The sequence below is a fragment of the Mycobacterium asiaticum genome (genome assembly GCF_001673315.1).
In the GTDB taxonomy this organism is placed as follows: Bacteria; Actinomycetota; Actinomycetes; order Mycobacteriales; family Mycobacteriaceae; genus Mycobacterium; species Mycobacterium asiaticum_B.
Map to the genome: position 1 here is coordinate 18,510 of NZ_LZLQ01000012.1, position 26,810 is coordinate 45,319.

At 65.0% G+C, this 26,810-nt stretch carries 21 protein-coding genes; 7 read left to right on the top strand and 14 right to left on the bottom strand.

The annotated features are described in order from the left end of the window. The first annotated feature begins 26 nt into the window (after positions 1–26). The 3 genes from fadD10 to A5636_RS01110 are packed head-to-tail and all read left to right on the top strand — an operon-like array spanning position 27 to position 5,954. Positions 27–1,592 carry a fatty acid--CoA ligase FadD10 gene (gene fadD10 / locus A5636_RS01100; RefSeq protein ID WP_065156860.1) on the top strand — a complete coding sequence of 522 codons (1,566 nt, stop codon included), beginning with the start codon at positions 27–29 and terminating at the stop codon, positions 1,590–1,592. A gap of 4 nt (positions 1,593–1,596) precedes the next feature. Then, the gene (locus tag A5636_RS01105; RefSeq protein ID WP_081287528.1) at positions 1,597–1,830 is read left to right on the top strand and encodes an acyl carrier protein; all 234 of its coding nucleotides are present in this window, start codon (positions 1,597–1,599) and stop codon (positions 1,828–1,830) included. Further along, positions 1,827–5,954 (top strand): AMP-binding protein, encoded by a 4,128-nt coding sequence (locus tag A5636_RS01110; RefSeq protein ID WP_253900441.1) that lies wholly within the window; start codon positions 1,827–1,829, stop codon positions 5,952–5,954. The genes A5636_RS01105 and A5636_RS01110 overlap by 4 nt, the downstream gene beginning before the upstream one ends. Positions 5,955–6,013: 59 nt before the next feature. Here A5636_RS01110 and A5636_RS01115 read toward each other — a convergent pair whose 3' ends face one another. Together A5636_RS01115 and A5636_RS01120 are read right to left on the bottom strand one after the other, a co-directional pair. Continuing rightward, on the bottom strand, positions 6,014–8,905 hold the full coding sequence (locus tag A5636_RS01115; protein ID WP_065156862.1) for an RND family transporter: 2,892 nt from the start codon (positions 8,903–8,905) through the stop codon (positions 6,014–6,016). Between the two features lie 87 nt (positions 8,906–8,992). Next, positions 8,993–9,637 carry a DUF5134 domain-containing protein gene (locus tag A5636_RS01120; protein WP_065156863.1) on the bottom strand — a complete coding sequence of 215 codons (645 nt, stop codon included), beginning with the start codon at positions 9,635–9,637 and terminating at the stop codon, positions 8,993–8,995. Positions 9,638–9,764: 127 nt separating this feature from the next. Here A5636_RS01120 and A5636_RS01125 point away from each other — a divergent pair, with 127 nt between their 5' ends. Then, positions 9,765–11,678 (top strand): cytochrome c oxidase assembly protein, encoded by a 1,914-nt coding sequence (locus tag A5636_RS01125; RefSeq protein ID WP_437339783.1) that lies wholly within the window; start codon positions 9,765–9,767, stop codon positions 11,676–11,678. Here the strand turns inward: A5636_RS01125 and A5636_RS01130 are convergent, their stop codons facing one another. From A5636_RS01130 to A5636_RS01175, 10 genes are all read right to left on the bottom strand, one after another. Continuing rightward, positions 11,679–11,897, bottom strand: coding sequence for a heavy-metal-associated domain-containing protein (locus A5636_RS01130; protein WP_065156865.1), 219 nt, complete (start codon positions 11,895–11,897; stop codon positions 11,679–11,681). Between the two features lie 80 nt (positions 11,898–11,977). Further along, on the bottom strand, positions 11,978–14,236 hold the full coding sequence (locus tag A5636_RS01135) for a heavy metal translocating P-type ATPase (protein ID WP_065156866.1): 2,259 nt from the start codon (positions 14,234–14,236) through the stop codon (positions 11,978–11,980). Between the two features lie 65 nt (positions 14,237–14,301). Then, positions 14,302–15,675: an adenylate/guanylate cyclase domain-containing protein gene (locus A5636_RS01140; RefSeq protein WP_065156867.1), complete on the bottom strand. Its 1,374-nt coding sequence runs from the start codon at positions 15,673–15,675 to the stop codon at positions 14,302–14,304. 9 nt (positions 15,676–15,684) lie between these two features. After that, complete coding sequence (locus tag A5636_RS01145) at positions 15,685–16,803, bottom strand: enolase C-terminal domain-like protein (protein ID WP_065156868.1); 1,119 nt, start codon at positions 16,801–16,803, stop codon at positions 15,685–15,687. Continuing rightward, positions 16,800–18,377 carry a GMC family oxidoreductase gene (locus A5636_RS01150; protein WP_155763488.1) on the bottom strand — a complete coding sequence of 526 codons (1,578 nt, stop codon included), beginning with the start codon at positions 18,375–18,377 and terminating at the stop codon, positions 16,800–16,802. Before A5636_RS01150 ends, A5636_RS01145 begins: the two co-directional genes overlap by 4 nt. Positions 18,378–18,462: 85 nt before the next feature. Continuing rightward, complete coding sequence (locus A5636_RS01155) at positions 18,463–19,173, bottom strand: gluconate 2-dehydrogenase subunit 3 family protein (RefSeq protein WP_065156870.1); 711 nt, start codon at positions 19,171–19,173, stop codon at positions 18,463–18,465. After that, positions 19,173–19,622: a hypothetical protein gene (locus tag A5636_RS01160; protein ID WP_081287526.1), complete on the bottom strand. Its 450-nt coding sequence runs from the start codon at positions 19,620–19,622 to the stop codon at positions 19,173–19,175. Before A5636_RS01160 ends, A5636_RS01155 begins: the two co-directional genes overlap by 1 nt. Further along, positions 19,619–21,418 (bottom strand): thiamine pyrophosphate-requiring protein, encoded by a 1,800-nt coding sequence (locus tag A5636_RS01165; RefSeq protein WP_065156871.1) that lies wholly within the window; start codon positions 21,416–21,418, stop codon positions 19,619–19,621. Before A5636_RS01165 ends, A5636_RS01160 begins: the two co-directional genes overlap by 4 nt. 61 nt (positions 21,419–21,479) lie before the next feature. Then, a complete protein-coding gene (locus tag A5636_RS01170; RefSeq protein ID WP_253900442.1) occupies positions 21,480–21,965 on the bottom strand; it encodes a hypothetical protein in 486 nt (161 codons plus the stop codon). Next, positions 21,962–23,020 carry an SDR family oxidoreductase gene (locus tag A5636_RS01175; RefSeq protein WP_065156872.1) on the bottom strand — a complete coding sequence of 353 codons (1,059 nt, stop codon included), beginning with the start codon at positions 23,018–23,020 and terminating at the stop codon, positions 21,962–21,964. Before A5636_RS01175 ends, A5636_RS01170 begins: the two co-directional genes overlap by 4 nt. A gap of 140 nt (positions 23,021–23,160) precedes the next feature. Here A5636_RS01175 and A5636_RS01180 point away from each other — a divergent pair, with 140 nt between their 5' ends. The 3 genes from A5636_RS01180 to A5636_RS01190 all read left to right on the top strand — a co-directional run bounded on the left by A5636_RS01180 (position 23,161) and on the right by A5636_RS01190 (position 25,020). After that, the gene (locus tag A5636_RS01180) at positions 23,161–23,643 is read left to right on the top strand and encodes a MarR family winged helix-turn-helix transcriptional regulator (RefSeq protein ID WP_065156873.1); all 483 of its coding nucleotides are present in this window, start codon (positions 23,161–23,163) and stop codon (positions 23,641–23,643) included. A gap of 77 nt (positions 23,644–23,720) precedes the next feature. Beyond that, a complete protein-coding gene (locus A5636_RS01185; RefSeq protein ID WP_155763489.1) occupies positions 23,721–24,713 on the top strand; it encodes a hypothetical protein in 993 nt (330 codons plus the stop codon). A gap of 13 nt (positions 24,714–24,726) precedes the next feature. Further along, on the top strand, positions 24,727–25,020 hold the full coding sequence (locus A5636_RS01190) for a hypothetical protein (protein ID WP_253900443.1): 294 nt from the start codon (positions 24,727–24,729) through the stop codon (positions 25,018–25,020). Here the strand turns inward: A5636_RS01190 and A5636_RS01195 are convergent. Continuing rightward, the gene (locus A5636_RS01195; RefSeq protein WP_065156876.1) at positions 25,017–25,307 is read right to left on the bottom strand and encodes a hypothetical protein; all 291 of its coding nucleotides are present in this window, start codon (positions 25,305–25,307) and stop codon (positions 25,017–25,019) included. The genes A5636_RS01190 and A5636_RS01195 overlap by 4 nt on opposite strands. 1 nt (position 25,308) lies before the next feature. Next, entirely contained in the window at positions 25,309–26,799 is a 1,491-nt protein-coding gene (locus A5636_RS01200) for a molybdopterin-dependent oxidoreductase (RefSeq protein WP_065156877.1), read from the bottom strand. Positions 26,800–26,810 lie beyond the last annotated feature (11 nt).

Here is a 26,810-nt window from a genome sequence, read left to right on the forward strand (position 1 = left end):
GCACTGGCAGGAAAGAAGTTACAGTCATGACGCACTTACCGCCCACCGTGCTGATGCGGGTGCTCTCGCAGGCGCGGCAGCGACCCGAGGCAATCGCGCTGCGTCGGTGCAACGGTCAGAGCACGATCCGATACGGCGAACTCGTCACCGAGGTGAACAGGCTTGCCAGGGCTCTTCGTGCGGCCTCGGTTACGGCGGGAGGCCGGGTGCTGGTCGTTTCGGACAACGGGCCCGAGACCTACCTGTCGGTGTTGGCGTGTGCGAAGGTCGGGGCGATCGCCGTCATGGCCGATGGCAATCTGCCGCCGGCAACCATCGATCGGTTTGGTCAGATCACTACCCCGAGTGCGATTCTCGTCGCGCCCGGCAGTCGGATGGGGTGTTCGGAGCTTCCGCAGGGTCTTCGATCCGTTCCGGCGATCTCCGTCGATGTGACCGCCGGTGTGATGACAGCCGAACCCGCTCCGGACCCCGACGCCCCGGTCCTTGAGCAGACTGCTGACGATCCGCTGGCGATGATCTTCACCAGCGGCACGACCGGCGAGCCCAAAGCCGTGTTGCTGGCCAACCGAACCTTTCTGGCGATTCCGGACATTCTGCGGGATGCCGGTTTGAACTGGGTGACCTGGGTGGACGGTGAGACCACCTATTCGCCGCTGCCGGCGACGCATATCGGTGGACTGTGGTGGATCTTGACCTGCCTGATGCGCGGGGGCCTGTGCGTGACCGGGGGTGAGAACACGACATCCCTGGTGGAGATCCTCAACGCCAACGAGGTGGCGACCACCTGTCTGGTCCCGACCCTGCTGTCCAAGCTGATCGCCGAACTGAAGTCCGCCGACGCGAAGGTTCCGTCGCTGCGACTGGTCGGGTATGGCGGTTCGCGAGCGATCGCAGCCGATGTGCGATCAATCGAGGCCATGGGTATTCGGACCGCGCAGGTTTACGGCCTCAGCGAAACGGGCTGCACCGCTTTGTGTTTACCGACCGATGACGGCTCGATCAGCAAGATCGAGGAAGGTGCCGTGGGTCGGCCTTACCCCGGAGTCGATGTTCGTCTGTTGGATTCGAACGGCCACGCCGCCTCATTCGGCACGCTGTGGATCAAGTCGCCGGCAAACATGTTGGGTTACTGGAACAATCCCGAGCGGACACGGGAGGTCCTGGTGGACGGCTGGGTGAATACCGGGGACCTGCTGGAGCGTCGCGCGGACGGTTTCTTCTACATCAAAGGCCGGTCCACGGAGATGATCATCTCCGGTGGGGTGAACGTTGCACCTGACGAGGTGGATCGCATTGCCGAGGGCGTGCCGGGTGTACGCGAGGCCGCTTGCTACGAAATCAGCGACCCGGAGTTCGGGGCGCTGGTGGGTTTGGCTGTCGTCCCATCCGGCAACCTGGACGAGTCTGAGGCGCGAAAACTGAAGCAGGCCATTGCAGCCCGGTTTCGTCAGGAATCGGAGTCGGCTGCGCGGCCATCGACTATCGCTGTCGTCTCCGACATTCCACGTACCCAGTCCGGCAAGGTGATGCGGACTTCGTTGGCCGCGACGGTGAATTCGGACCCGGCCGGAGTGTGCGCTCGTGGTTGAGATGTTGCGGGAGAGAATCATCGCGGCCGTCTGCGACGTGCTTTACATCGACCAAGCGGATCTGATTAACGGCGACGCCACCGATCTGAGAGACCTCGGCCTGGATTCGGTTCGATTCGTGCTGTTGATGAAACAACTGGGGGTGGACCGGGAATCCGAGGTGCCGGCCAAACTGGCGGAAAACCTTTCGATCGAAGGTTGGGTCGTCGAGCTGAAGAAGTACGGGGAATTCGAGTGACCGCGCCAATCGCGTTGAGCAGGTCACAGCAGAACCTCTACAACGGGGTACTGCAGGATGGCGATCCCGCGCTGTATCTGATCGGTAAGACCTATCGCTTGCACCCGTTGCCTTTGACTGGATTCCTGGCTGCCCTGCGCATCACGATTCTGGAAAACCCGGTTCAGCTATGTGTCCTCCAACCTGGCCCCGATTATCCGGTCTTGGTGCCGCGCCTGCAGTTCGGTGACATCGTGCGAGTGCGGTCGGCTGAACCCCCTTCATTCGAGAGCGACATCGACGAGCTGACAGGCACCTGGTCGTCGGGCATCCTGGACAAGGCTTTGATCCGCTACACGGTGTGGATAGGGCCGAGCGGCGACGTCACCGGCCTCGACGTGTACTCCCACCACATTCTGCTCGACGGCGGCGCCACCGGGATCATCGAAGCCGATCTGGCGCGCCACCTGCACGCCGGTGACGACAACGCCTGTATCACAACTGGTTTGACCAAATTGGCCGCGGCCCACGGGCGGGAGCAGGTCAAAGTCGAGGAGTCGCTGCACCGGCTTGCCGCCGCGGCGCAGCGTGAGCTCACCGACCAAGCGCGCCACGGCACCCACCACCACATACCGCAGGACACGCCCGGCGCCGCGGCAATGGGAGCCCTGCAGGAGTCAGTGACCCTGTCCGGCACCGCCTTCGAGGCAATCATACGGCTGTCGGAGACGAAACAGTGCCCCCTCAACGTGTTGGTAGCCACGGCGGCCGTGGCGGTGTACTCCAGCATTCGGCAGAGCACCGACAGCCTGGTGGTCCACGCCGTGGACAACCGGTTCGGCGACCCGGACCTGGCGGTCGCGACGTGTCTGGTCAACTCCGTCGCACACCCCGTCCAGTTCGCCCCGTTCGCATCGGTGCACGACGTCGTACGATCCCTCGACCGGAGCTACGTCAAGGCGGTGCGCCGTCGTTGGCTGCGCGAAGAGCATTACCGGCGAATGTATCTGGCGATCAACCGGACATCGCACGTCCCCGCGTTGACGCTCAACTTCATCCGCGAGGCGTGTGCGCCGGGACTGCGCCCGTTCCTGGTGGATGCACCGGTCGCGACCCACATCGGGCCAGTCGAGGGCATGACCGTGGCCAGCGTGTTGGATGAAGCCAATCGCACGCTGAATCTGGCCATCTGGGACCGCGCGGATCTGCCCGAAGGATCGGCACCGCGCGGGGTTGCCGCACGGATTGCGGCGGCACTGGAGTCGATGGCCAGGCTGTGGGATGAGCCGCTGGCCAGAACGGTCGGCGAGTGGCGCGGGATCGCGTCGTCAGGAGCGCTGGGCGATGCGACACCAGAGGTTGTCGCGCCCTCGACGTCAGCCGCCTGGTTCCGGGACGCGGCAGGGGGAGTTGGCGGCCTGCTGGCGCGCCGCCCCACCGTGTACTCCTGGATTGCGTGGCTGGTGCACAGTGGCGCCGTCCCAGGGGATGTGGTGGTGTTCACCGACGACGACACCGATAAGACTATCGATCTGCTGCTTGCATGCCACCTGGCCGGCTGCGGTTACAGCGCCTGCCAAACCTCCGCCGAGATTCCGCTGCGAGCCAGCGCAATTGCTGAGCACATCGGTGGTGCCTCGGCCCGCGTGGTCGACGTTGCTGCCGTCAGGCTTGCCGAGGTCGAGGGCGACCGGAAGCTTGCCCTCGAGCGCATCGAACAGGTAACGCAGGATGCGACGCTCGCGGCCAGGACGGCGTACGTCATGCCCACCTCGGGAACCACCGGGCAACCCAAGCTCGTCCGTGTCACCCACGGGTCGCTCGCCTTGTTCTGCGCCGCGGTCAAAGCGGCATACGGGTGGGGGCCATCGGACACCGTGCTTCAATGCGCGCCGTTGACATCGGACATCAGTGTCGAGGAGATCTTCGGTGCCACCGCCTGCGGATCCCGGTTAGCCCGGTCGGCGGCCATGAAAAGCGGTGATTTCGAGCTGTTGACAACAGATCTGGTTGCCAAGAGCGTCACCGTGGTAGACCTGCCGACCGCCGTGTGGCAGGTATTGTCCGAGGACGACGAGGCGGTCGACAGGATCCGCAGTTCTGCGGTCCGGCAAATCGTCATCGGCGGCGAAGCCATCCGCGCCAGCCTCGTCGAGAAATGGATCGCGCCTTCCGGCGAACGGCAAATCTCGCTCATCTCGACCTACGGACCCACCGAAACCACCGTGGTGGCAAGCTACTTGCCGGTCATCAGCGATGAGAACACCGCGAGGGTCGGTGACCGGCTCCGGGTCGGCCGGCCGCTGGTAGCCGATTCGATGGTCGTTGCGTTCGGGGAGGTCGTCGTCGTTGGCGGGCTGGTGTCGCACGGCTATCTCGGGATCGACGGCGGCGGCTTCGGAACCGTGGTGGCCCCGGATGGGTTGCCACAGCGGGTGTTTGCCACCGCAGACCGTGTCACCGTCGACGCCGACGGCTACCCGGCCTTCGCCGGACGCAGAGACGCTGTCGTCAAGATCGCCGGCAAAAGGGTGGACATCGCGGAAGTGGCCGGACGCATCTGGGCGGATACCGCGGTGTCGGATGCCGCCGTCGAGTTGCACGACGGACGTTTGGGGGTCTGGTTCGAAACCTCACGCACCCGGCAGCACGCCGACGACACTGTGACGGCCGCCCGCATCAGGGCCGTCCTGTCCGCACTCGGAGTGTCCGCGTTTTTCGTTGTGGGCGTGGCGAAAATCCCGCGAAAGCCCAGCGGGAAGGTGGACAGCGGGAAACTGGCTACCGTGCAACCGATGGACGCCGCGACCGGCGGGAGAGCCGCCGGCCTCGCCCACCTCTGGAGTCGACTGCTGGGGATGTCCCTGGGGACGGATTCCTCCTTACTCGACGCGGGAATCGGTTCACTGGACCTGATCAGAATCCTGCCGGATACCCGGAGATACCTGAATCGTCACCTCACCATCCTGGATCTGATCAGCGCCGACACCGCCGCCAACCTGGTGCAGGCGACAACCGCTAACGGATGGATGGATGCCGCCACCGCGGCTGAGATAGCCGGTGACCTCGGCGCGCTGCAAGTCCGCGATCTGCCGACGGCGCCGGGCGCATTCTCGCGGCGAGACGCAATCCTCGTGCTCGGTGCATCCGGGGTGCTCGGCACCGGATTCGCCCAGGCGGTCCTTGATCTGAAACAGTCCGAAACCCCCTGTCCGGAGGTGGTTTTCGCCATGAGATCCGAACAGCCCGACCGGGAACCCTGGATCGGGTTGCAAACCATCGCCGGCGTCCGCGTTCGGCGTCTGTCTGCTCACCCCGATCCCGAGGAAATCGATGCGTTGATCCGCGACACGCGTGCCCGCACCGTCGTGAATTGCATCGGAAACACCAACGTGGTCGTGCCCTACCGGGACCTGCGCTCGGCGAACGTGAATCTTGTAAGCGCAATGGTGCAGTCTTGCGTAACTCACGGCGCCCGACTGGTGCATCTGTCGACCTATGTCGTCAACGCGAACGTCAGCAAGGCAGAGGTCATCGACCCCGGTGCCGCGCCGTATCCCTATGCGGCCTCGAAATCGATGGCCGAGTTGGTGGTGACCGCTGCTCCGGACGCGCTCGACTTCACCGTCGTGCGATTGCCCCGTGTGCTCGGTCTGGACTATCAATTACGGGACAGCGCAGACGTTCTGGTTTCGGTGCTGGATGCCTGCCTCGCGTTGCGCGCCTACCCGGCCGTGACTCTGTCCGAAGAGGTCACCACCGGACGAGCCGCCGCACACGCCATATTGCGCTTGCTGCCGGAGGTGGGTGCACCGGCCGCGCTGGGGCGCGGCATCACCGTGTTACGCGCCGAAGCGGTGACGTATGCCCAGCTTTTCAGCGAATTCGTTTGTGCTGAAACCGATATCGAGGAGTGGAAGACGCGGCTGGATCAAAGCGACTGGGCTGGCGAGAATCCGCGGAGGTGGTCGGTGGTGGATGCTTGGGTCAGTCTGGGCATGATGCTGGGTGAGCGCTCCTACCGGGAGTACCTGACCGATTCCCCGACCGTCGCACTGCAGGTCGAACGCCTAGCTGAAATCGCTGCTCCGCCAACGTCGTTGCGGACGCTGCTCGGCGCGGCGGTTACAGTTCCAGTTGTCTGACGCGTTGGTTCGGCCGACGCGGCTAAAGGACGTCACCACCGCGCGTCTCAATCTCGAGCCTAGTGGCCTGCGGCGATCACCGAGGGCACCCGCGGGCGGGCGGGCCGTGACCGCACATTGATCGGCCACCAGAACCACCGGCCGAGCAATGCGGCGATGGACGGCGTCATCAACGCCCGCACAATCAACGTGTCGAACAACAGGCCCAATCCAATGGTGGTGCCAACCTGTCCGATCATCCGCGCGTCACCGACGATCATGGCGCCCATCGTGAAGGCGAACACCAGGCCCGCGTTGGTCACCACCTTCCCAGTGCCGCCCATGGATCGGATGATTCCGGTGTTGAGTCCGGCGTGGATCTCCTGTTTGAACCGGGAGACCAGCAGCAGGTTGTAATCCGATCCCACCGCCAACAGCACGATCACCGACATCGCGATCACCAACCAGTGCAACGGAATACCGAGAATGTGCTGCCAGACCAATACCGACAATCCGAACGACGCACCGAGCGAAATCGCCACCGTCCCCACGATCACCGCTGCGGCGATGAACGCGCGGGTGAGGATCAGCATGATGATGAAAATCAGGCACAGCGACGATATCCCGGCTATCACCAAGTCCCACTTGGCGCCCTCGGAGATGTCCTTGAAGACGGCACCCATGCCGGCCACATAGATCTTGGCGTCCTCCAGCGGTGTTCCCTTGAGCGACTCCTCGGCCGCGGTGTGCAATGCATCGATACTGGCGATGCCGTCCTCGGAGGCCGGATCACTGCGATGCAGAACGATAAAGCGGGCCGCGTGCCCGTCAGATGACAGGAACGAGTTCATCGCGCGCTGAAAGTCCTTGTTCTTGAACACCTCCGGCGGCAAGTAGAACGAGTCGTCGTTCTTCGCGGCGTCGAACGCCTTGCCCATCGCGTTGGCGTTCTCGCTCATCTCGTCCATCTGGTCGAAGATGCCGGACATGGTGCTGTGCATGGTGAGCATCATGACCCGCATGCTCTCCATCGTCTCGATCATCGGCGGGAAGGTGGTCAGCATCTGCGGCATCAGCTGGTCCAGGGTCTTGATATCGCCCACCAGAGTGTTCAGTCGCTCGTCGATGGCGTCCAACCCGTCCAACCCGTCGAAGATCGACCTGAGTGACCAGCAGATCGGGATGTCGAAACAGTGCTTCTCCCAATAGAAGTAACTGCGGACCGGGCGCCAGAAGTCGTCGAAGTCCGCGATGTGATCGCGCAGCTCGTTGGTGATCTCCTGCATCTCCACCGTGTCCTGCACCATTTTGTGGGTGGTGCCCACCAGTTGCGTCATCAGCGAGTACATCCGCTGCATCAGCGAAATAGTCTTGGCCATCTCGTCGGCTTGGGTCAGCATGTCGTTCATCCGGTCGCGCTGGTATTTCATGGTCTGCACCTGACCGGCGTTGGACATGCTGATCTGGAACGGAATCGTGGTGTGTTCCATGGCGGTTCCGTCGGGCCGGGTGATGGCCTGGACGCGGGAGATGCCCGGCACCCGGAAGATGCCCTTGGCCAGTCTGTCCAGGACCAGGAAGTCCGCCGGGTTGCGCATGTCGTGATCGGATTCGATCATCACGATCTCGGGCTTCATGCGGGCCTGGGAGAAGTGCCGATTCGCCGCCGCGAAGCCTTCATTGGCGGGGATGAAGGTGGGTAGATATGCCTGGTCGTCGTAGCTGGGTTTGTAGCCCGGCAGCGTCAGCAACCCGACCATGGCGACGGCGAAGGTGGCCGCCAGCACGGGCAGCGGCCAGCGGACCACCACTGTCCCCACCCGGCGCCAGCCGCGAACCTGCAGCAGACGCTTGGGGTCGAAGAAGCCGAACCGGCCCCCGACGATCAACACGGCCGGTCCAAGCGTCAGTGCCACGACGACAGCGGTCAGCATTCCGACCGCGCAGGGAACACCGAGGGTTTGGAAGTAGGGCATCCGGGTGAAGCTCAGGCAGAACGTCGCGCCCGCGATCGTCAGGCCAGAGCCCAGGATGACGTGCGCCGTCCCCCGATACATGGTGTAGAACGCCGATTCCCGGTCTTCCCCGGCCTGACGGGCCTCCTGGTAGCGACCGATGATGAAGATTCCGTAGTCCGTACCGGCCGCGATCGCCAGCGAAGTGAGCAGGCTGACCGCAAACGTGGACAGCCCGATCAGTTCGCTGTGACCGAGCAACGCGACGATTCCGCGGGCCGCGGACAGTTGCACGCCAACGGTCACCAGCAGCAGAAAAACGGTGATCGGCGATCGATAGACGAACAGCAGCATGATCAGGATCACCGCGACGGTGGTCAGGGTGACTTTGGCCATGGATTTGTCACCGCTGGAATGCAGATCGGCGGCCAGTGCAGCGCCGCCGGTGACGTAGGCCTTAAGCCCGGGTGGCGGGGGCGTCTCGTTCACGATCTTGCGGACCGCGTCGACGGATTCGTTGGCGAGCAATTCGCCTTGATTGCCGGCGAGGTTGACCTGGACGGTGACGGCCTTGCCGTCGCTACTCTGCGCGCCTGCCGCGGTGAGTGGGTCGCCCCAAAAGTCCTGGATGCTCAGCACGTGGGTCTTGTCCGCGCGCAGCTTGCGGATCATCAGGTCGTAGAACTTGTGGGCGTCGTCGCCCAGGGGCTTGTCACCTTCCAGGACGACCATCGCGACGCTGTCGGTCTCGCCTTCCTTGAAGACGTGACCGATGCGGTTCAGGGCTATCAGCGACGGCGCGTCCTTCGGACTCAACGACACCGATCGCTCCTGGCCCACCTTCTCGAGCGACGGAACGAGCACGCTGAGCAGCACGACGACGACAACCCAGAACAGGATGATCGGCACCGCCAGCGCGTGGATCATCCTGGCGATGAACGGCCGTTTGGGATGGCGCTCGGGATGCACTGAACCCGTCGGCGCCCCGACGACGGGTTGCTGGGTCTGCACTGGCATCTCCTTCGCGGCCTGCCGACCGGGCCCAATCTACTGAGCGTCTGCGCAGTTAGTCGCTGGACGGTCGGAAAAGTTCCGTCGAACGCCTCAGGCCGGCGCCAGCAGCGCCCCGAACATGATCGCCGTTCCCGCGGCCATCGTTATCTGTAGCGCGGTGCCCAGCGTTCTGCGCCAGGCCCGGGACCGCCTGCGCCGGCCCGCGCGCCGCTGTGTGACGAGGCGATACCCCCAGGCCGCGGCGGCGAGCGCGAACAGCAGCGCCCAGATCCAGTTGCCGACGTCGACCCAGCCCGGCCAATCCTGGGTCGGCGCCTCCGCAGGAGCTACCCCCATGTCCGGCATCGAGACATCCGGCATGTGGTGGTGATGGTGGTCAGCGTGCATTTCGTCGGGCAGCGGCTCATGGTGAACGACGGCGTACATCCAGGCCATCGCCAGCATCTTCAGGGCGTGGTAACCACGCACCAAACGCATCCCGGCCATGCGGGTAGCCAGGACGGCAAGGATCCCGAACCACAGGGCCCCGGCCAGGAAGAACGCTTCCGCGGGCGTCGGGGGCAACCCGAGCCCCTGTGGCCAAGCCATCACGGCCATCGCGATCGCCATGGTCAGGTGCAGCCCGTAGCTCACGACCGAGGTCCAGGACCGGCGGTCGATGACGAGCGCGAAGCCAACGGCGCTGAGCAGAAACAGACCGGTGACAACCCACCGCAGCGGCAGATCTTCAATCACAGTCACCGAACACTAGGCGCTCCGGCCGACAGACGACTACGACGCACGGTCGTAAGCTGCAGGGGTGGGGACTGACGGGCCGAGCACTGAGACGCCATCGGCCGCCCGGGTTGCCCGATCGCTGATTTTGCGCAGGGCACCGTTGGCGGGCTGGTTCGTGCTGCTCGCGGTCGTCCTCGCCAGCTATGGATCACTATCCGGAACCCGTCGCTACGCCGAGGCCCGCAATCCGTTTCCCGGCGCGTTCGTCAGCGCCGCCGCGCCCGTGGGGTACTTCGTCACGTCGTTGCTGGGTGCGGTCTGCCTGGGTGCGCTGCTGCTGGTTGTGATGACGTCGCGGCCGGAGCCGGACGGGTTGCTCGATGCAGCGGCGTTTCGCATCCATCTGGTAGCCGAGCGAGCTTCCCTGGTCTGGCCGCCTGCTGCCGCGGCGATGGTGGTGATCCAAGCCGCGCACGACGTCGGGGTGGGCCCGGGGGACTTGTTGCGCAGCGGGGCACTGTCCGACGCCATCGGCGTCTCCGAGACCGCGGGCGCATGGATCGTGGTGGCGGTTCTGGGCGTGCCCATCGCGCTGACATTGCGCTTGAACACGCGTTGGCTCGGACACGCGGTACTACTGGTCCCCACCGTGATCGCCGTCGTCGCGCCCGCGGTGACCGGCAATGCGGGCCAGGGACCCGATCACGACTACTCGACCAGTGCGGCGATTGTTTTCGCGATAGCGGTGTCCGCCTTGACCGGGCTCAAGACGGCCACCGCGCTCACCGCGACGACACCGACCCGCGCCGTGCAGATACTGCAGGTGTTCTGCGGCGCTCTGGCGGTCGGGTACGGCGCGCTTCTGCTGTACCTGCTGGTTCCGGGCGTGACGCTCGGTTCGGACTTTGCCCATCTCGGTCTGGCCGCGGGAGCCCTGTTGACCGCGGTGTGGCTGAGTGACTGTTGGGGACTGTTCGTCAGACCGCTGCGCGCAAGCGCTTACAGCGTGATCGCCATGCTGGCGACAGTCGCGGCTATGGCTGCTCTCGCCGCGACGGCGGTACAGGTCGCCCCCCGATTCCTTGCTCATCGGTTCACCAGCTGGGACGTCTTCCTGGGCTATCAGCTGCCGAATCCACCGACCGTGGCGAACACGCTGACTTCGTGGAGATTCGACAGTTTGCTGGGAACGGCGGGGCTGGTGCTGGCGGCCATGTATTCGGCGGGCTACGTCATCCTTCGGCGCAACGGCAATTCGTGGCCGGCCGGCAGGCTGGTGGCGTGGCTGATCGGCTGCGCCGCATTGGTATTCACCAGCAGTTCCGGATTACGGGCCTACGGGTCGGCGATGTTCAGCATCCACATGGCAGAACACATGACGTTGAACATGTTCATTCCGGTGTTGCTGGTCCTTGGCGGGCCCGTCACGCTGGCGCTGCGGGTGCTTCCGGCCGCCGGTGACCGGCAGCCACCCGGACCGCGGGAGTGGTTGACCTGGCTGCTCCACTCGCGGATCACCAGCATCTTGTCCAACCCGATCATCGCGTTCGTGCTCTTCGTCGGGTCGCCCTACATCGTGTATTTCACACCGCTTTTCGACACGTTCGTTCGTTACCACTGGGGCCATGAGTTCATGGCGATCCACTTCCTGCTGGTCGGATACCTCTTCTACTGGGCGATCATCGGCATCGACCCAGGGCCGCGCCGGCTTCCGTACCCGGGACGGATCGGATTGCTGTTCGCGGTGATGCCTTTTCACGCCTTCTTCGGCATCGCCCTGATGACCATGGCATCGCCGGTGGGCGCCACGTTCTATCGCTCGGTCGATCTTCCCTGGCTGCCCAGCATCATCGACGATCAGCACCTCGGCGGCGGAATCGCATGGAGCCTCACGGAAGTGCCGATCATCATCGTCATCGTGGCGTTGGTGTCGCAGTGGGCTCGTCAGGACCGCAAGGTCGCGTCGCGCAGTGATCGACACTCCGACAGCGACTATGCCGACGATGAACTCGAGGCATACAACGCGATGCTGCGGGAATTGTCACGAATGCGGCGGTGATCAACCGACCACGGTGAAGTTGCCCTCGCCCTTGAGTGCTGTCTGGACCTGTTCGGCCGTGAGGCCGGTAGTGGACGAAACGTGCACGGCGGAGGCGCTTTCGGTGTCCAGGTCGATGCTGACCGCGGTCACCGGCTTCAGTGCCGTCAGCGCGGTGGTGATGGTCTCCACGCAACCCTGGCAGTGCAAGCCGGTCACCGAAAATGTCTGTTCAGCCATACGCGTTATCCTATCGGGGGTGTATCACCGCGCCGAATGTGATTCTCGCGACGCCCAATCGGCGTGTTGCGTCGCGAAATTCACACTCGGCGAACGGATGCCGGCCCAAAGTTCCGCAATCGCAGGCTGTTTGAGACGACGAAGAACGACGAGAATGCCATCGCGGCACCCGCGATCAGCGGATTGAGCAAGCCGGCGGCGGCCACAGGTATGGCTGCGACGTTGTAGCCGAACGCCCAGAGCATGTTCATCCGGATGGTGCGCATGGTGGCCCGCGCCAGATCCAGGGACTGCGGAACGATGTCGAGATTGTCGCGCACCAGGATGATGTCGGCGGCGCCGATCGCGACGTCGGTTCCCCGGCCGATCGCCAAACCCAAGTCGGCGCAGGCCAACGCGGGACCGTCGTTGATGCCGTCGCCCACCATCGCGACGGTCCTGCCTTCGGCGCGCAGCCCCCGGATGACTTCGACCTTGCCTTCGGGCAAGACATCGGCGACGACGGTGTCGATGCCGACCTGAGCCGCAACGGTGTCGGCCGCGGCCCGGTTGTCGCCGGTGAGCAACACCGTTGACAACCCGCGACGGTGCAGGGCGGCGACGGCTGCGGCGGCCGAGTCCTTCACGGTGTCGGCGATCGCGACGGCCGCGCACGCAACTCCATCCACTGAGACGAAAACCACTGTCTCACCGCGACTCTCGCCTTGCTGCCGGGCCGCGTCCAACGCGGCACCACCAGGTGCGGTCCGGGTGACCCAGGACGGCTTGCCGACCTCGACCTGGTGCCCGTTGACGACGCCGGAGACACCGCAGCCCGCTACCGCCACAAACTCGTCGACCGGGGCAGGGTCTGGCGACGCGGCCACGATCGCCGTCGCGACCGCATGTTCGGAAGCGGCTTCGACGGCGGAGGCCAGTGCCAGGACTTCGTCGCGGGCGCGTCCGTCGGTCGTCGTCACCGCGCTGACCGTCAGTTGCCCGACGGTCAAGGTACCGGTCTTGTCGAACACCACGGTGTCGATGCCATGCACGGTCTCCAGCGCGCGGTAACCCTTGATGAAAATGCCCAGCTGCGCCCCCCGCCCGGACGCCACCATCATTGCGGTCGGAGTGGCGAGGCCCAGGGCGCAGGGGCAGGCGATCACCAACACTCCGAGCGTCACCGAGAAGGCACGATCCGCGTCGGCGCCGCCGATCAGCCAGGCTGCCCCGGCGAGCAGCGCGATGGCGAAGACGGTCGGTACGAACACCGCCGAGATACGGTCGGCGAGGCGCTGGGCCCGGGCTTTCTGCGCCTGGGCTTCTTCGACCAGCCGGACCATGCCGGCGAATTGGGTGTCGGCGCCGACCGCGGTTGCCTCGATGACGAGGCGGCCGTCCAACACCACCGTGCCACCGACGACGGCTGTGTCGGGATGAGCACGCACCGGCTTGACCTCGCCGGTCATGGTGCTGGTGTCGACGGCTGCGGTTCCTTCGATGACGACCCCGTCGGCGGCAATGGTTTCGCCGGGCCGGGTGACGAAGCGCTGACGCTTCTTCAGCTCACCGGCGGGTAGCACCAGCTCCGTCCCGTCGGGCAGCAGGACGGTCACGCTTTTCGCGCCGAGTGCCGCCAGGGCGCGCAGCGCTCCGCCGGCCTTGGACTTGGCGCGGGCTTCAAAGTAACGACCGGCCAGGACGAAGACGGTGACGCCGGCCGCGACCTCGAGATAGATCGCGTCGCTGTGCAGGATCGCCTGCCAGACTCCGGTGGTTTCGCGCGGTTGTTCCGGCCTGAAGACCGTCGCCAACGACCAGCCGGTGGCGGCCACGATGCCGACCGATATCAGGGTCTCCATGGAGGCTGTGCGGTGGCGCGCATTGCGTAACGCGACCGAGTGGAAGGGCCAGGCGGCCCAGGTCACGATAGGCGCCGCGAGCGCGGCCAACACATAGCCCCAGCCCGGGAACCTGGCGCTGGGCACGATCGCCAACATGCTGGACAGGTCCGCCAGGGGCACGAAAAGCACCGCCGCGACCAGCAGGCGCCGCAGCAGGCTGCGGGCGTACTGCGCATCGGGGTCTCGGGCCTGTGTTGCCGCGGCGTTCGATTCGCTGTGCGGGGACGCCTGATATCCGGCGTTTGCCACCGCATCGCACAGTTCGTCGTCGGCGACGCCGACGGCGTCGATGGTTGCGACGCGGGTGGCGAAGTTCACCGACGCCCGTACCCCGGGCACCTTGTTGAGCTTGGTCTCGACCCGGCTCGCGCACGCGGCACACGACATGCCGGATACGTCCAGCCGGACCCGCCGAACGGAGCCGAGGTCTGATTCCTCCACAAGCGGAGTCGCCACAGCCCTCCTCAGGTCAGCAGATCGGATACTGCCAGCGTACAAGCGGTGTTCGACCCGGCTGCCGGCTAGGACCGCACGGTGGCGTGCTCCCGCACCAGCGCGCAGAGCTGCCACTGCCCGGGAACACCCTTGAGGTCGCATTCGCCGCGACTGGTGAAACGGTGCCGGGAGCCGGTGACGATGTCGCGCACCGTCGAGGAAACCAGCACCTCGCTGGCAGCGGCGAGTGCCGCGACGCGCGCGGCGATGTGCACGGCCATCCCCGCAACGTCGGTTCCGCGCACCTCGACCTCGCCCGCGTGGATGCCGATCCGGATTTCGATGCCCAGCGCGCGGATCGCGTCGATGAGTGCGTCGCTGCAGGCGAGCGAGGCGCTCGGACTGGAAAATGTGGCCACGAAGCCGTCGCCGGCGGTGTTGACCTCGCGACCACCGAAGCGCTGGATTTCGTGCCGAACGATGGCGTCGTGGTTGTCCAGCAGGTCCCGCCACCGGTGGTCACCAAGCTGGGCAGCCCGCTCGGTCGAGCCGACGATGTCGGTGAACACAATGGTGGTGAGCACCCGCTCGGCGTCTCCGCCGCCGCGCACGCCGGTGACGAATTCTTCGATCTCATCCAGCATCGGGCCGGTGTCGCCCACCCAGTACAACGTGTCCTCGCCCGGCAGTTCGACCAACCGTGATCCGGCGATGTGCTCGGCGAGGTACTGGCCGTGTGCAAGCGGGCTGAACCTGCGGTTGTCGCGATGCAGGATCAGGGTCGGCGCGCTGACCCGGGCCAAGGTGTCGCGTACGTCGGCCGTTCGTACGGCGCCGATGATCGCGCGGGCCATGCTCGGCGACGCCGCCCGGTTCCCGGCCATATCCCACCAGGTGCGGAACGCGTTGTCGTTCGCGACGGTCGGAGCGATGATGCTCAGAATGTCGAAGCCCCGCTCGACCGCGTCCGGTTCGATCGCGATGGTGGTGTACGGATCGGCTTCGCCGACCTCGTGACCGATCGGGTAGTCCGGCGCACGCAACGTGCGTGCGGCGCCGTTGACGATGACGAGGCTGGCCACCCGCTCCGGGTAGTCCGCCGCCACCACCAGAGCGGTCATCGAGGTGAACCCGGGAGCCAGGATGGTCGCCCGCTCACACCCGACGGCATTCATCACGGCGATCGCGTCCCTGGCCCAGACCCGCGGGCCGATCGAGTCCAGCGAAACGCGAGAGGAGAGACCGATACCTCGCTGGTCGTACCGAATCACCCGGGCGAAGGACGCCAACCGCCGGTGGAAGCGGTACATCGACGGTTCGGAGTCGACGGTATCGATCGGGATGGATGGTCCGGGTAGCACCAATAGGTCGATCGGACCATCGCCGAACACCTGGTAGGCGATGTCGATCTCGCCGCAGGTGGCATAGCGGGTCCGGATGTTCCAGGGCACCTGCGCCACGGCTACAGATTAGTGATGCGACCCCGATAGCGCGTGCTTTCGGTACTGTGCGGCGCGGGCGGCGACTGTGACGCCGTTGCCGGGGGAGGTGTTGTTCGGGATCAGCACCCCCTTCGTCGCGGCCGGCACTCCGTCGAACAGCGTCTGCTCGAGACGGACATGGTCGACGAAGTATTCGATGTGGCGCAGGTTGGGGACTGCCGCTGCCACGGGAGCGTGCAGTGCCGGCGCGCAGTGGCCGGAGACCTGCAGGTTGTAGGAAGCGGCGATCCCCGCGGCGGCCAGCCAACCGGTATAGCCACCGCACCGGGTGGCATCTAGCTGCAGGCAGTCCACCACGGGTGCGAGATGACGGGCTTCGTACAGGTCGGACACGTACTCGCCGGCCGCCACATCGCAGCCCATGGCGTGTCGCAGGATGCCGAGCCCCTCGATGTCGTCGCTGCTGACCGGCTCCTCGAACCAGACAACGCCGAGATCGTCGAGTGCGGCGCCGACGCGGCGAGCCTGCCCGACGGTGTAGCCACCGTTGGCATCGACCATCAACGCGACCCCGTCACCGGCGAGGTCACGCAGCTGCCGTACTCGTTGTAGATCGCGGGTGACGTCGGATCCCCAGTCCTGACCGATCTTGATCTTCATCGCGGTGCATCCGGCCGAATGCCAATCCCGCACCTGTTCACCGAGTTGGGCCTCGTCCAGGGTGGTGAAGCCGCCGGAGCCGTAGACCGGGACATCTGGGCGGGCCTGTCCCAGCAGCGCGGAAAGCGGTTCGGCGCGCAGCCGGGCCTTGAGATCCCAAAGCGCCATATCGACCGCGCTGATGGCCTGCATCACCAGGCCGCGGGTGCCGAAGTTGCGGCAACTGCGGCGCATCGCCTCCCAGGCGCCGGTGATGTCGTCGATATCGCCGCCAGTGACCACTGTGGCGAGGTGTTCGGAGATGAGGTCCGCGGCAACCGGTGAACTGTAGGTCCAGCCCAGCCCGGCGGTGTGACCGGAATGCGCGTGCACGACGACGGCCGTGGTGGCGTCCCACTCGAACGTGCCGTCGGCCTCGGGCGTCTCGGTGTCGACCGTGTAGACCTCGACGTCGATGCGCTCGACGGTGGCGGTCGGTCGGCTCATGCGAGTGATCTTTCGTGCCGCTCCGCCCGCCCCCGGGCATGCTCATTCATCAGATCGGCGGCACGCGCGGCCAGCGCCATGATGGTCAACGCCGGGTTGGCAGAGCCCTGAGTGGGCATGGTGCTGCCGTCGACGACATAGAGACGCTCGACGCCGAACACCCGGTGCTGCGCGTCGACCACCCCGTCCTCGGCGCGCGCGGCCATCCGGGCTCCGCCGACCAGGTGCGCGTGGCGTTCGATGGTGATGACTTCCTCTGCTCCGGCCGCACGCAGGATGTCCTCCATGACCGAAGCGGCAGCCTTGATGAGTTGTTTGTCGTTGTCGCATTGTGAATAGGAGAAATGCGCCACCGAAAGACCGTGGCGATCGGTTTCATCGGCGAGCGTGACCCGATTGCGAGCCTGCGGCAACAGTTCACACAGTGCCCCCAGGGTGGCCCAGTGGACGTAGTCGCGCATGTATTCGCGCAGTGTGGTGCCCCAATGCCCCTGGGCGGCGACGTGCTCAGACCAGGTGATCGGCAACGGGCTGACGGTTTGAATGGACCACCCGCGCTTATATGGCTTGGTCGGGTCGGTCTCGTAGAACTCCTCGGTGCTGGCCTCGGGAGGCGGGGCTTTGTACATTCGGATCTCGTCGTTGAAGCGCCCTGCGACCTGGGGCGCCCCCTGTACCATCAAGTAACGGCCGAGTTGATCGTGCTCGTTGCCCAGTCCCTGCTGGTAGCGGTTGGTGGCCGAAAGTAGCAGCAGCCGTGGGGTTTCGATCGAATAGCCGGCGACGACGACGGCGGCGGCTCGTTGTCGACGGACGACCCCGGCGTGGAAGTACTCGACGCCAGTGGCCCGGCCGGTGCGATCGTCGACCAGTACCCGCGACACATGGCAGTCGGGCCGGATCTCGGCTCCGTGGGCGAGTGCATCGGGAATGTGGGTGATCAGCGGGCTTGCTTTGGCATTGACCTTGCAGCCCTGCAAGCAGAATCCCCGGTAGATGCAGTGCGGCCGATTCCCGAACCGGCCGTTGGGAATTGCGACCGGACCCACCCGCATCGGGATGCCCAGCGCGGTCGCGCCTTTGAGGAAGACCCGGCCGTTGCCGCTGACCGGGTGGGGCCGGTGCGGGTACGTGTGCGGGTCCCCCCACGGCCAGTCCTCTCCCGCGACCGGCAGTTCTGCTTCGATCTGTTCGTAGTAGGGACGCAGGGTGGCGTAATCGATGGGCCAGTCAGCCCCTACGCCGTCACTGCTGAAGGTGCGGAAGTCCGAGGGGTGGAACCGCGGGGTATAGCCGGCAAAGTGCACCATCGAGCCGCCAACCCCGCGCCCGGAGTTGTTGGAACCCAATGGAACTGGATCCTCACCGCCGATCTGGCGCGGTTCGGACCAGAACAGCACGTGCGAACCGCGCTCGTCGCTGACCCAGTCGGTGTCGGGATCCCAGAACGGGCCGGCGTCCAATACAACAGTGCGCCAACCCTTTCGGGCCAACCGCTGCGCCAGGGTACCGCCCCCGGCTCCGGCTCCCACGATGACGACGTCGACCTCATCGTCTTCGGGGTAGCGCCGCATATCGGCGCGCAGCCGGTGATTGGTCCGCGAGCCGTCGTTGGGGATGAGCCAGGCGGATTCGTTGCGCGATCGGATAGCGCGGTAGTCACTCACCGTTGTTCCTGCCGGACAGATCGTCGTCGGCTTTGCGGGCCCGTTCCACGCGTTCGGCGAATGGCACCGGGTCGGCCTCGTGGTGATCGGCGACCTCCCACTTTTCCCGCGTATTGATCCCGGGGTTCAGATAGCCGCGCGGGTACGCCGGTCCGCTGAACCCGATCTCGTTCCACGCCCAGGGGTGGGAATAGAACGCGGTGGTGGCATATCTCGTCCAGAGACTCCACGCGTGCTTGGCGACGAACCCGTGCCATGATTCGCCCCGGTCGGACAGGTCCTGCACATCCTGCAGTAGCCGGGCCTGATCCGACTCGCCGAGTTCGGCATACCCCGCGCCGTGTCGAGTGTGTGCGCCCTCGTCGAGGTGAGCGAGCGTTTCGCGCCAGGCCTGCCCGTCTTCGGGCATGTCGTCGTAGTGCCAGCCGTCGGTTTCCGCGGTCGCCAGGCGAGTGTCGATGAGCGCCAGTACCGGCACCCGCGGATCGCAGTCCTGACCGAGCAGCAGATCCAGCATCGGTGCGGCGATGCCGACTTCGTGTGCGGTGAAGAACGCCAACATGTTCGGCAGCGCCAGGCGCGCCAACACGACGCCCGCCGTCACGTCGTCCCATACGTGAGCTTGGTCAAGCACGTCGAAGCCGGGGAACCGGCCTTGTCCCTGCGGGGTGATCGCATGCTGATTGGGAGGACGGAACGGCATCAACGACTCCCTTGGCCCGGCAGCGGAAGGTCCTCCCGCCGCAACAGGGCCGCCAGCAGTCCCATCGCGCCTACAAGCGAGGCCAACAACGGTGCGAACGCCGGCGGACCGGACTCCATGTTGTACTTCGTGAGGCCGCCGGGACGTTGCGCGATGCCACGCCAGTGCAGATAGGTGCCCTGGACGCCGTTCACCACGATCGCCGCGCTCGTTGCCGGCAGCACGGTTCTGGCCGCCCGACGCGAGAAGAACCCGGCTACGCCGGCCGGTATCGCGGTCGGCAGCACGAAGACCGGCCACCACATCATCTTGTTGCCGAAGCTGGCGCCGTCGTGGGACAGGTAGATCTCGCCCGCAGTGACCGCCGCACCCGCCGCGGTGAGCGCCGAGAGGGTGCGCTCGAAACGGCCGGTCCGAATGTCGTGCAGCGCAGTGTCAATCACGTTCATGATCGATCCTTCTTCTCGCCGGGTAGATACTGCTGCACTTTCTGCTTGACTCCCTGTTTGATGAACCCCGCCGCATCCTCGTCGCCACCCAGCACCGATTTGGCCAGCGACTTGGCCTGTTCGAAGGTGGCATGCGGCGGGATGGGCGGGACGTCGGGATCGCAACGAACATCCAGTACGGTCGGACGGTCGGCCGCCAGGGCGCGCTCCCACGCAGGGCCCAATTGCCCCGCCTGGTCGATGTTTTCGCCGTGCAGACTCAAGCTGCGGGCAAACCCCGCGTAATCCACGTCCGGAAGCGATTGGGACGCCGTGAATTTGGGTGAGTTCTCCATCGCCCGCATCTCCCAGGTGACCTGGTTGAGGTCGTTGTTGTGCAGGACGGCGATGATCAGCCTCGGATCGGTCCACTGCCGCCAGTACCTGGAGATGGTGATCAGTTCGGCCATGCCGTTCATCTGCATCGCTCCGTCACCGACGAAGGCGATACTGGGACGGTCGGGGTGGGCCCATTTCGCGCCGATTACGTATGGCACCCCGGGCCCCATGGTGGCTAGTGTGCCCGACAGTGAGCCCCGCACGCCCGCAGTGAATTTCAGGTGCCGGGCATACCAGTTCGCCGCTGAGCCCGAGTCGGCGGCGATGATCGCGTTGGCGGGCATCCGCGTCGACAGTTCGTAGAAGATCCGCATCGGGTTGAGTGGATCGGCATCGGTCATCGCTCGCCGCTGCGCGGTGTTCCACCACTTCTCGACATGCTTCTCGATCTTCTCCCGCCAGCTACGGTCGGACTTGCGCTGCAGCAGCGGAATGAGGGCCTGCAGGGTGGCTTTAGCGTCCCCGACCACGTTGAGTTCGTATGGGTACCGCATACCGATCCACTTGCCGGACTTGTCTATCTGCACTGCGCGAGCCTGGTCGAGTTTCGGCAGGAACTGGGTGTAGGGGAAATTGGATCCGACGGTGAGCAGCGTGTCGCACTCCATCATCAGGTGCCAGCTGGCTGTCGTGCCCAGCAGTCCGATCGATCCGGTCACCCATGGCAGGTCATCGGGCAGGACGTCTTTACCCAGCAACGCCTTTGCCGCGCCAGCACCGAGCAGGTCGGCGACCTGTGTCAGTTCCTCGACACATCCACGGGCACCCTGACCCACCAGCATCGCGACCCGCTCACCGGCGTTGAGCAGATCGGCCGCCGCACGGACCGCAGTGTCGTCGGGTGCCATCCGCGCGGGGCTGAGCCCCAGGCTGGAGGGGACCTGCTTGAAGGCGTGTTCTGGCGGTTCGTACTTCATCTCGAACACGTCGGAGGGGATGATGATGCAGGTGGGGCACCCCTCGCTCAACGCGATCCGAATGGCCCGGTCGATCAGGTTCGGCAATTGTTTTGGCACCGTGCACATTTGGATGTACTCACTGCATACATCCTTGAACAGGCTGATCAGGTCTATTTCCTGCTGATAGGAGCCGCCCATCGCCGACTGTTCGGTCTGTCCGACGATCGCGACCACCGGCACGTGGTCGAGCTTGGCGTCGTAGAGACCGTTGAGCAGGTGTACTGCCCCCGGGCCGCTGGTGGCCACGCACACCCCGAAGCCGCCGGAGAACTTGGCGAAGCCGACCGCCTGAAATGCGGCCATCTCCTCGTGCCGGGCCTGCACGAACTGCGGTTTGTCCCCGGCCCGCTCCCACGCGGCCAGCAGACCGTTGATGCCGTCGCCGGGAAACCCGAATACCTGTTGGACGTCCCATTCCCGAAGTCGGGACAACAAGAAATCCCCAACTGTTTCAGACACTGTTCATCACACTCCTGCTAGCTGGGCCAATCATTGGGTAACGATCGGTTGACATGGCTTGCTAAGCACCAACTTTCGAATTCGCGAACTGGCCCCTTGACTGTTCGGCACGGGCCCACAAGTACTGACCGCCGGGCAACCGCGGCAGGATCAGTCCCGCGAGCTGGTCGCGACGACGCTGGCGATCTGGTGGCGGGGTGGATCCGCTGACCAGGTCGTGTGCCCCGAGCGACGCCCACACCGCGGCTACGGCGGCGTCGATCAGTGCGGCCCGCCTGCGGTACCGGTCGGCGGCGGCCAGACCGAAAGCGGTGAGCGCATGGACTCCGTCGACCCAGGTGCCGGCGGCGATGACTTCGGGGCTGGGGCGGATTCCGGACATGGCGGACTGAAACAGATGGCGCGCGCCCAGGATCCGGGTGACAACGACGGCTTTGCGGTCGACGCGAACCCTGTGCAACCGTCCCAGAACGAATTCGGGCGCGGTCAACAGCGTTGCACCCCAGCCGCCGCGAAGTACTTCCAGAAATCTGATCGGTGCTGTCACCGGGATCCTCCACCGGCGTGCGGTCCCCCCGCGGTCGATGAAGACATCGGCAGCCGCCGCAACATGACCGCTGCGGTGGCAGCGGCGGCTGCGACACCCGCCCCGGCCAGTGTCCGGGCGTGTTCGGAGAGCCACAGTTGCGGCGCGCGACCGACCGCTTTGTCGTCGAAGATCCCGTGTGCGCCATGATCGCTGCCGGCCTCGTTGTCACGCGGCTCCCAGAGGTTGTGCGGACGGTCGGGGCTGACCGACTCTTCCGTCTGCTGCGAGGAGTACCCAGTTTTGGCCAGATACCGATCCAGCAGTGCCGGCATAAGCCGCTGGCCTACGATCGTGGCCGCGGTACTCGCGCCCACCCAGTACTGCTTGCGTTTGGGGTGGTTTGCGGCGAACACCACTGCCCGGGCCGCGACCTCGGGCTGGTAGATCGGCGGGACCGGCTGCGGATGACGCGGCAGCCGAGACAGCACCCACGAAAACTGCGGAGTATTGACCGCAGGCATCTGCACCACAGTGATGTGGATGTTGCTGCCTTCGTGCATGAGCTCGGTCCGGACCGACTCGGTGAATCCGTTGATTGCGTGCTTGGCTCCGCAGTACGCCGATTGCAGCGGAATTGCCCTGGCGCCCAACGCGGAGCCGACTTGCACAATCGTGCCGGCGTCACGCTCGCGCATACGCTGCAAGGCGGTCATGGTCCCGTGCACGAATCCGAGATAACTCACCTCCGTCACCCGCCGGTACTCCTCAGGCCTGATCTCATGAAACGGCGCGAACACCGATGTGAACGCAACGTTGACCCACACGTCGACAGGGCCGAAGGTGCGTTCGACTTGCTCGGCGGCGGCTTCCACCGCTCGGTGGTCGGCCACGTCGGTGGGAATCGCCAAGGCTTGCCCACCGGCGTTCTGGATGTCTTTGGCCGCGGCGTCCAGACCCGCTGAGCCGCGAGCCAGCAAGCCGACCCGGTCGCCATGAGCACCGAAGAGTCGTGCGCTCGCCCGGCCGATGCCGGCGCTTGCTCCGGTGACCACGACGGTGCGGGAATTCGTCATGAATGCTCCTTTCCGGCGTTGTCCACCATCTTCCGCACGATACCCCAAGTTCGTGCGTCGCGCACGATGTGCGATACACAGTATATTCCCAGTGCAATTCCTGAATTCGGGATGTATTGTGCACCTACGAAAGGAGCGGGATGGCCTCACCGCGGAACAAGAACCGTATCGGCGCAGCCGCTGGGGAGTTCGACCAGTTTGCTGCCGAGCTGGAATTGGCGACGCGCGGGTTTCTCGAGGTGAACGTCGAGGTGCTCGAGCAAATGGAGAAAAAGATCAGTCTGCAAGCGCTGCACGCGCTGCAGTCGCTGGAAAGGCTGGGACCGAGCTTGGTTACCGAACTCGGCGACGACCTCGACCTGCTCCCGTCCACGGCTAGCCGGCTCAGTGATCGGCTCGCCGAGGCCGGCTGGATCACCCGAGCAGTCTCCCCGGTGAACCGCCGTGCCACCGTGCTCGAACTGACTTCCAGCGGCCGGTCGGTGCTGCGGGAATTGCTCACGCTCCGTAAGAATGCGCTGAAATCCGTTGTGGGACAAATGGATGACGAGGACCGTGCAGCCCTACTGCAGGGCACTCGCGCGTTCACCGCAGCCCGCGCAAAATTCTCCGAGCCATCGTGACCAGCACGGCGACGCGGCGCAACCGCCTGCGCCGGCGGTCCCGGTGGCCCCAGTGGTGCTGTGTAGCGGTGAGCGGGATGCTCGTCGGGGGATGTTCGGCATCGGGAGAGTCGCTGGAAACGGCACCCGAGGTGGTGCTGACACCCACCGAAGCCGTGCTGCATGCACCCGTGTGGTCATACCGTCGGGACACGCTCGTTGCGCTGACCGACGATCAGCGACTCGTCGAGGTATCGGATCCCGCTGACTCGCACGACACCCGGATACGGTTCTCCCCGCCGCTGGCAACCGGGCGCAACCTCCAAATCAGCCGCAAGGACGACGGACAGGTTTTCGTGCCCCAACCGCAGCGCGGCAAGGTCGCGGTCGTTGATCTGCAGAGTTTGCAACCGGTGGAGTACGTCGATGCCGGTCCGGCCCCGGCGTATCTGTCCGAAGACGCCGGCATGAGCGTGCTGCTCGCGCTGTCCGCGGATGGGTCTTCAGTGACACCCGTCGAGGAGTACGGGTACCGGAAACTTGCCACCGCGTCCCTCAGTACTCAGGCGGACACCATCGACGGCGCCAACCGCGGACGCTCGATCGACTACCACGTGTACGGCGGATCGGGAATCCGTTACTACAAGGGTTCGTCGTCGCCTCCCGACGAGCGCGGTTCAATGGCTATGGACGTTGCGATCTCGGCGGGGGATGGGACCAAGGTGACCCGCAGTTACGTTGCGCGCCGTGACGACGACGTGTTGTATGCGATCGATTCGCGCCGTGGCGGAACGGGATTGGAAGTGCTGGCTCAGACCAGGTTGCCAGCACCGGTGCGTGCGCTCGGCACTGACGAGACCCGCATCTACGCCGCAACCGATCGTCAGTTGGTGGTGCTCAAGACGGCCAGCTTCACCGGCTATCCCACCCGGACGATCCCGATAATCCATGTCACCGACTATCGTGCGGGCCTGCCGCCCGGTCCGTTGCAGTCCGCGCCGTTGTCGGGTTTGGCGGTGGGCCCGCACCGCGTGTACCTCACGCTGCAGGGCGCCAAATATGCGATCAGCGTTGCTAAGCCGCGCCTGTGAGGAGGAAAGCCAAGTGTCGGTGAACATCGACGACGACCTGGAGTTCCTCGGTGAACAGATCGAGGCGCTCAAGCGACTTGGCCAGCGTGATGCGGTGAGCGACGGCGAAATCTACGACTTCAGCATCAGGTGGGGCACCGCGCTCGCCGGACGCCTGCCACGGCTGGTGCACTTCAGCTCGTTGAACATGCTCGACGAAGTCGGTCAGCGAAAGTTCGAGTCGCTCTGTGCCGAGCTACGCGCGCTTTCCGCGCCGATCAGCAGGTTCAACCTCGCGCAGCCCGAAATCCGCGCGGCCGCAACTTAACTCGCAGAGGCTCCGGCGCCGGGAGCCAGAAACTCGTCCTGATGAAGCACGATCCCGCTGCGCGGCTTTTCGCACGCGGTGTTGCGGCATGTCAACGCGACCATGTAGGCGTCGCTGTCCTCGTTGAGGAACAGGAAACCAAGATACAACGCATGCCCGATGTCGAACTCCGTACCGCCGCAGCTTGCGCAGTAACCGCCCTTGGCCTCGATCTGCTCTGAAACACGTTGTCGGGAAACATCGCTCATCTCGATCAGTTCGGGCCGGACCATCACATCGGTGGCCATTTCAGATCTCCACGTTCTTGTCGTAGTACACGTTGTCCTCACGCCAGCCCCCGGCGCCTTTGCCGATCCCGGCGTAGCTGTTGACGAACTCGATCTGGTTGATCCATTTGGCCATCTTGAAACCGACTTGTGTTTCGACCCGTAGCCGCAACGGCGCGCCGTGTTGGATGGGCAGGGGTTGACCGTTGATCGCGTAGGCCAGCAGCGTCTGGGGCTTGTAGACGAGTTCGAGATCCATGACTTCATAGAACTGTCCGCCGCCATGGGATGCGGGCTCGTCTCGGTCGTTGTCCTGCATCGTCAGGAAACAAACGTATTTCGCCTGCGGCAGGGGTCGCACCAAGTCCGCCAGTTGCGCCAGTGGAATGCCGCTCCACTCGCCGATGCTGGTCCAGCCCTGCACACAGTGGTGCATGACTCGCTGTGATTGCCGGTCGGCGAGGGCACGCAGCGCAGCCAGGTCCAGGGTCACCGGGTTCTCCACCAGACCGCCGACCCGCAACCGCCAATCGACGAAATTGTGGACCGCCATCACCTTGTATTCGGTGCTGGCCGGAGGTTTACCGTTGACGCGATGGGTTTCGGAGATTTTCTCGACAGCGTAGTCCTGCCGAGAATCCAACGGACGCAGCAAAATCCGCCGCGCCACATTAACCACGGCACCCAGCACGCGCTGTACCGACCGGGGTTTGCGAAGACTCCACATCGTCGCGGCGGCGTGGACTGCGACGATCACCGCGATGATAAGCAGTGAAAGCGCCGTGGCCATCGTGGTGTTGCGCACCGAGCCGAAGATCATCAAGGCGGTCAGCGACCCCCACCCCCAGAAGAAGACCATCGAGAGATGGATCACGATGAAGACGACGAAGGCGATCAGGCCCAGAAAGTGCAGACTGCGGGCCCATTGGCGACCGCCCCACATTCGCACGTACCACGGGAATCGCGCCGCGATTGCCGGGGATTGCGCAGCGCCGGTGAGGATCTGGAACGGCGCGAGCACGAAGATGACCGCGGCATACGTCAGCTTCTGGATGGCGTCGAGTGGTTCGCCCGGCAGCAGCGGCGGCAGATTGAAACTCAAATAGGTGACGATGTCGTTCCAGGCCTCGGGAAAGATCGACCAGGACGCCGGCCAGTACCGGTGCCATTGGCCGGTAGCGAAGAGCAGAACGACATAGGAAATGCCCAGCAGGATCCAGCCGATCACGGCGAAGAAGTGCCAATGGCGGCCCATGCCCAATTGGGCGCGGCCTGGCAACGCAACGAGTGGGTGGTAGCTCTCTTCTTCGTCGAGTGTGTCGTACAGGCGGTCGCGGGGCATGACCTTACGGGTGAAGCGCGCCCACTCGGTGCCGGGTTTGCTGTCGTCGCGCCAGTACAACTTGGGGTGCGTGGCAAGAATTTCGATGCCGCTGCGAATGATCAGTGTCACGAACAGCACGTTGAGCCAGTGCTCGATGCGCAGCCACGCTGGATAATCCAGAGTTGTCATCGCGAAAATGA

Excerpts from the sequence above, each read along its gene's own strand:
- fadD10 (WP_065156860.1), top strand. The coding sequence starts at position 27 with ATGACGCACTTACCGCCCACCGTGCTGATGCGGGTGCTCTCGCAGGCG.
- A5636_RS01115 (WP_065156862.1), bottom strand. The coding sequence starts at position 8,905 with ATGCCAGTGCAGACCCAGCAACCCGTCGTCGGGGCGCCGACGGGTTCA.
- A5636_RS01130 (WP_065156865.1), bottom strand. The coding sequence starts at position 11,897 with ATGGCTGAACAGACATTTTCGGTGACCGGCTTGCACTGCCAGGGTTGC.
- A5636_RS01145 (WP_065156868.1), bottom strand. The coding sequence starts at position 16,803 with ATGAGCCGACCGACCGCCACCGTCGAGCGCATCGACGTCGAGGTCTAC.
- A5636_RS01150 (WP_155763488.1), bottom strand. The coding sequence starts at position 18,377 with ATGCGGCGCTACCCCGAAGACGATGAGGTCGACGTCGTCATCGTGGGA.
- A5636_RS01155 (WP_065156870.1), bottom strand. The coding sequence starts at position 19,173 with ATGCCGTTCCGTCCTCCCAATCAGCATGCGATCACCCCGCAGGGACAA.
- A5636_RS01160 (WP_081287526.1), bottom strand. The coding sequence starts at position 19,622 with ATGAACGTGATTGACACTGCGCTGCACGACATTCGGACCGGCCGTTTC.
- A5636_RS01175 (WP_065156872.1), bottom strand. The coding sequence starts at position 23,020 with ATGACGAATTCCCGCACCGTCGTGGTCACCGGAGCAAGCGCCGGCATC.
- A5636_RS01180 (WP_065156873.1), top strand. The coding sequence starts at position 23,161 with ATGGCCTCACCGCGGAACAAGAACCGTATCGGCGCAGCCGCTGGGGAG.
- A5636_RS01185 (WP_155763489.1), top strand. The coding sequence starts at position 23,721 with ATGCTCGTCGGGGGATGTTCGGCATCGGGAGAGTCGCTGGAAACGGCA.
- A5636_RS01195 (WP_065156876.1), bottom strand. The coding sequence starts at position 25,307 with ATGGCCACCGATGTGATGGTCCGGCCCGAACTGATCGAGATGAGCGAT.
- A5636_RS01200 (WP_065156877.1), bottom strand. The coding sequence starts at position 26,799 with ATGACAACTCTGGATTATCCAGCGTGGCTGCGCATCGAGCACTGGCTC.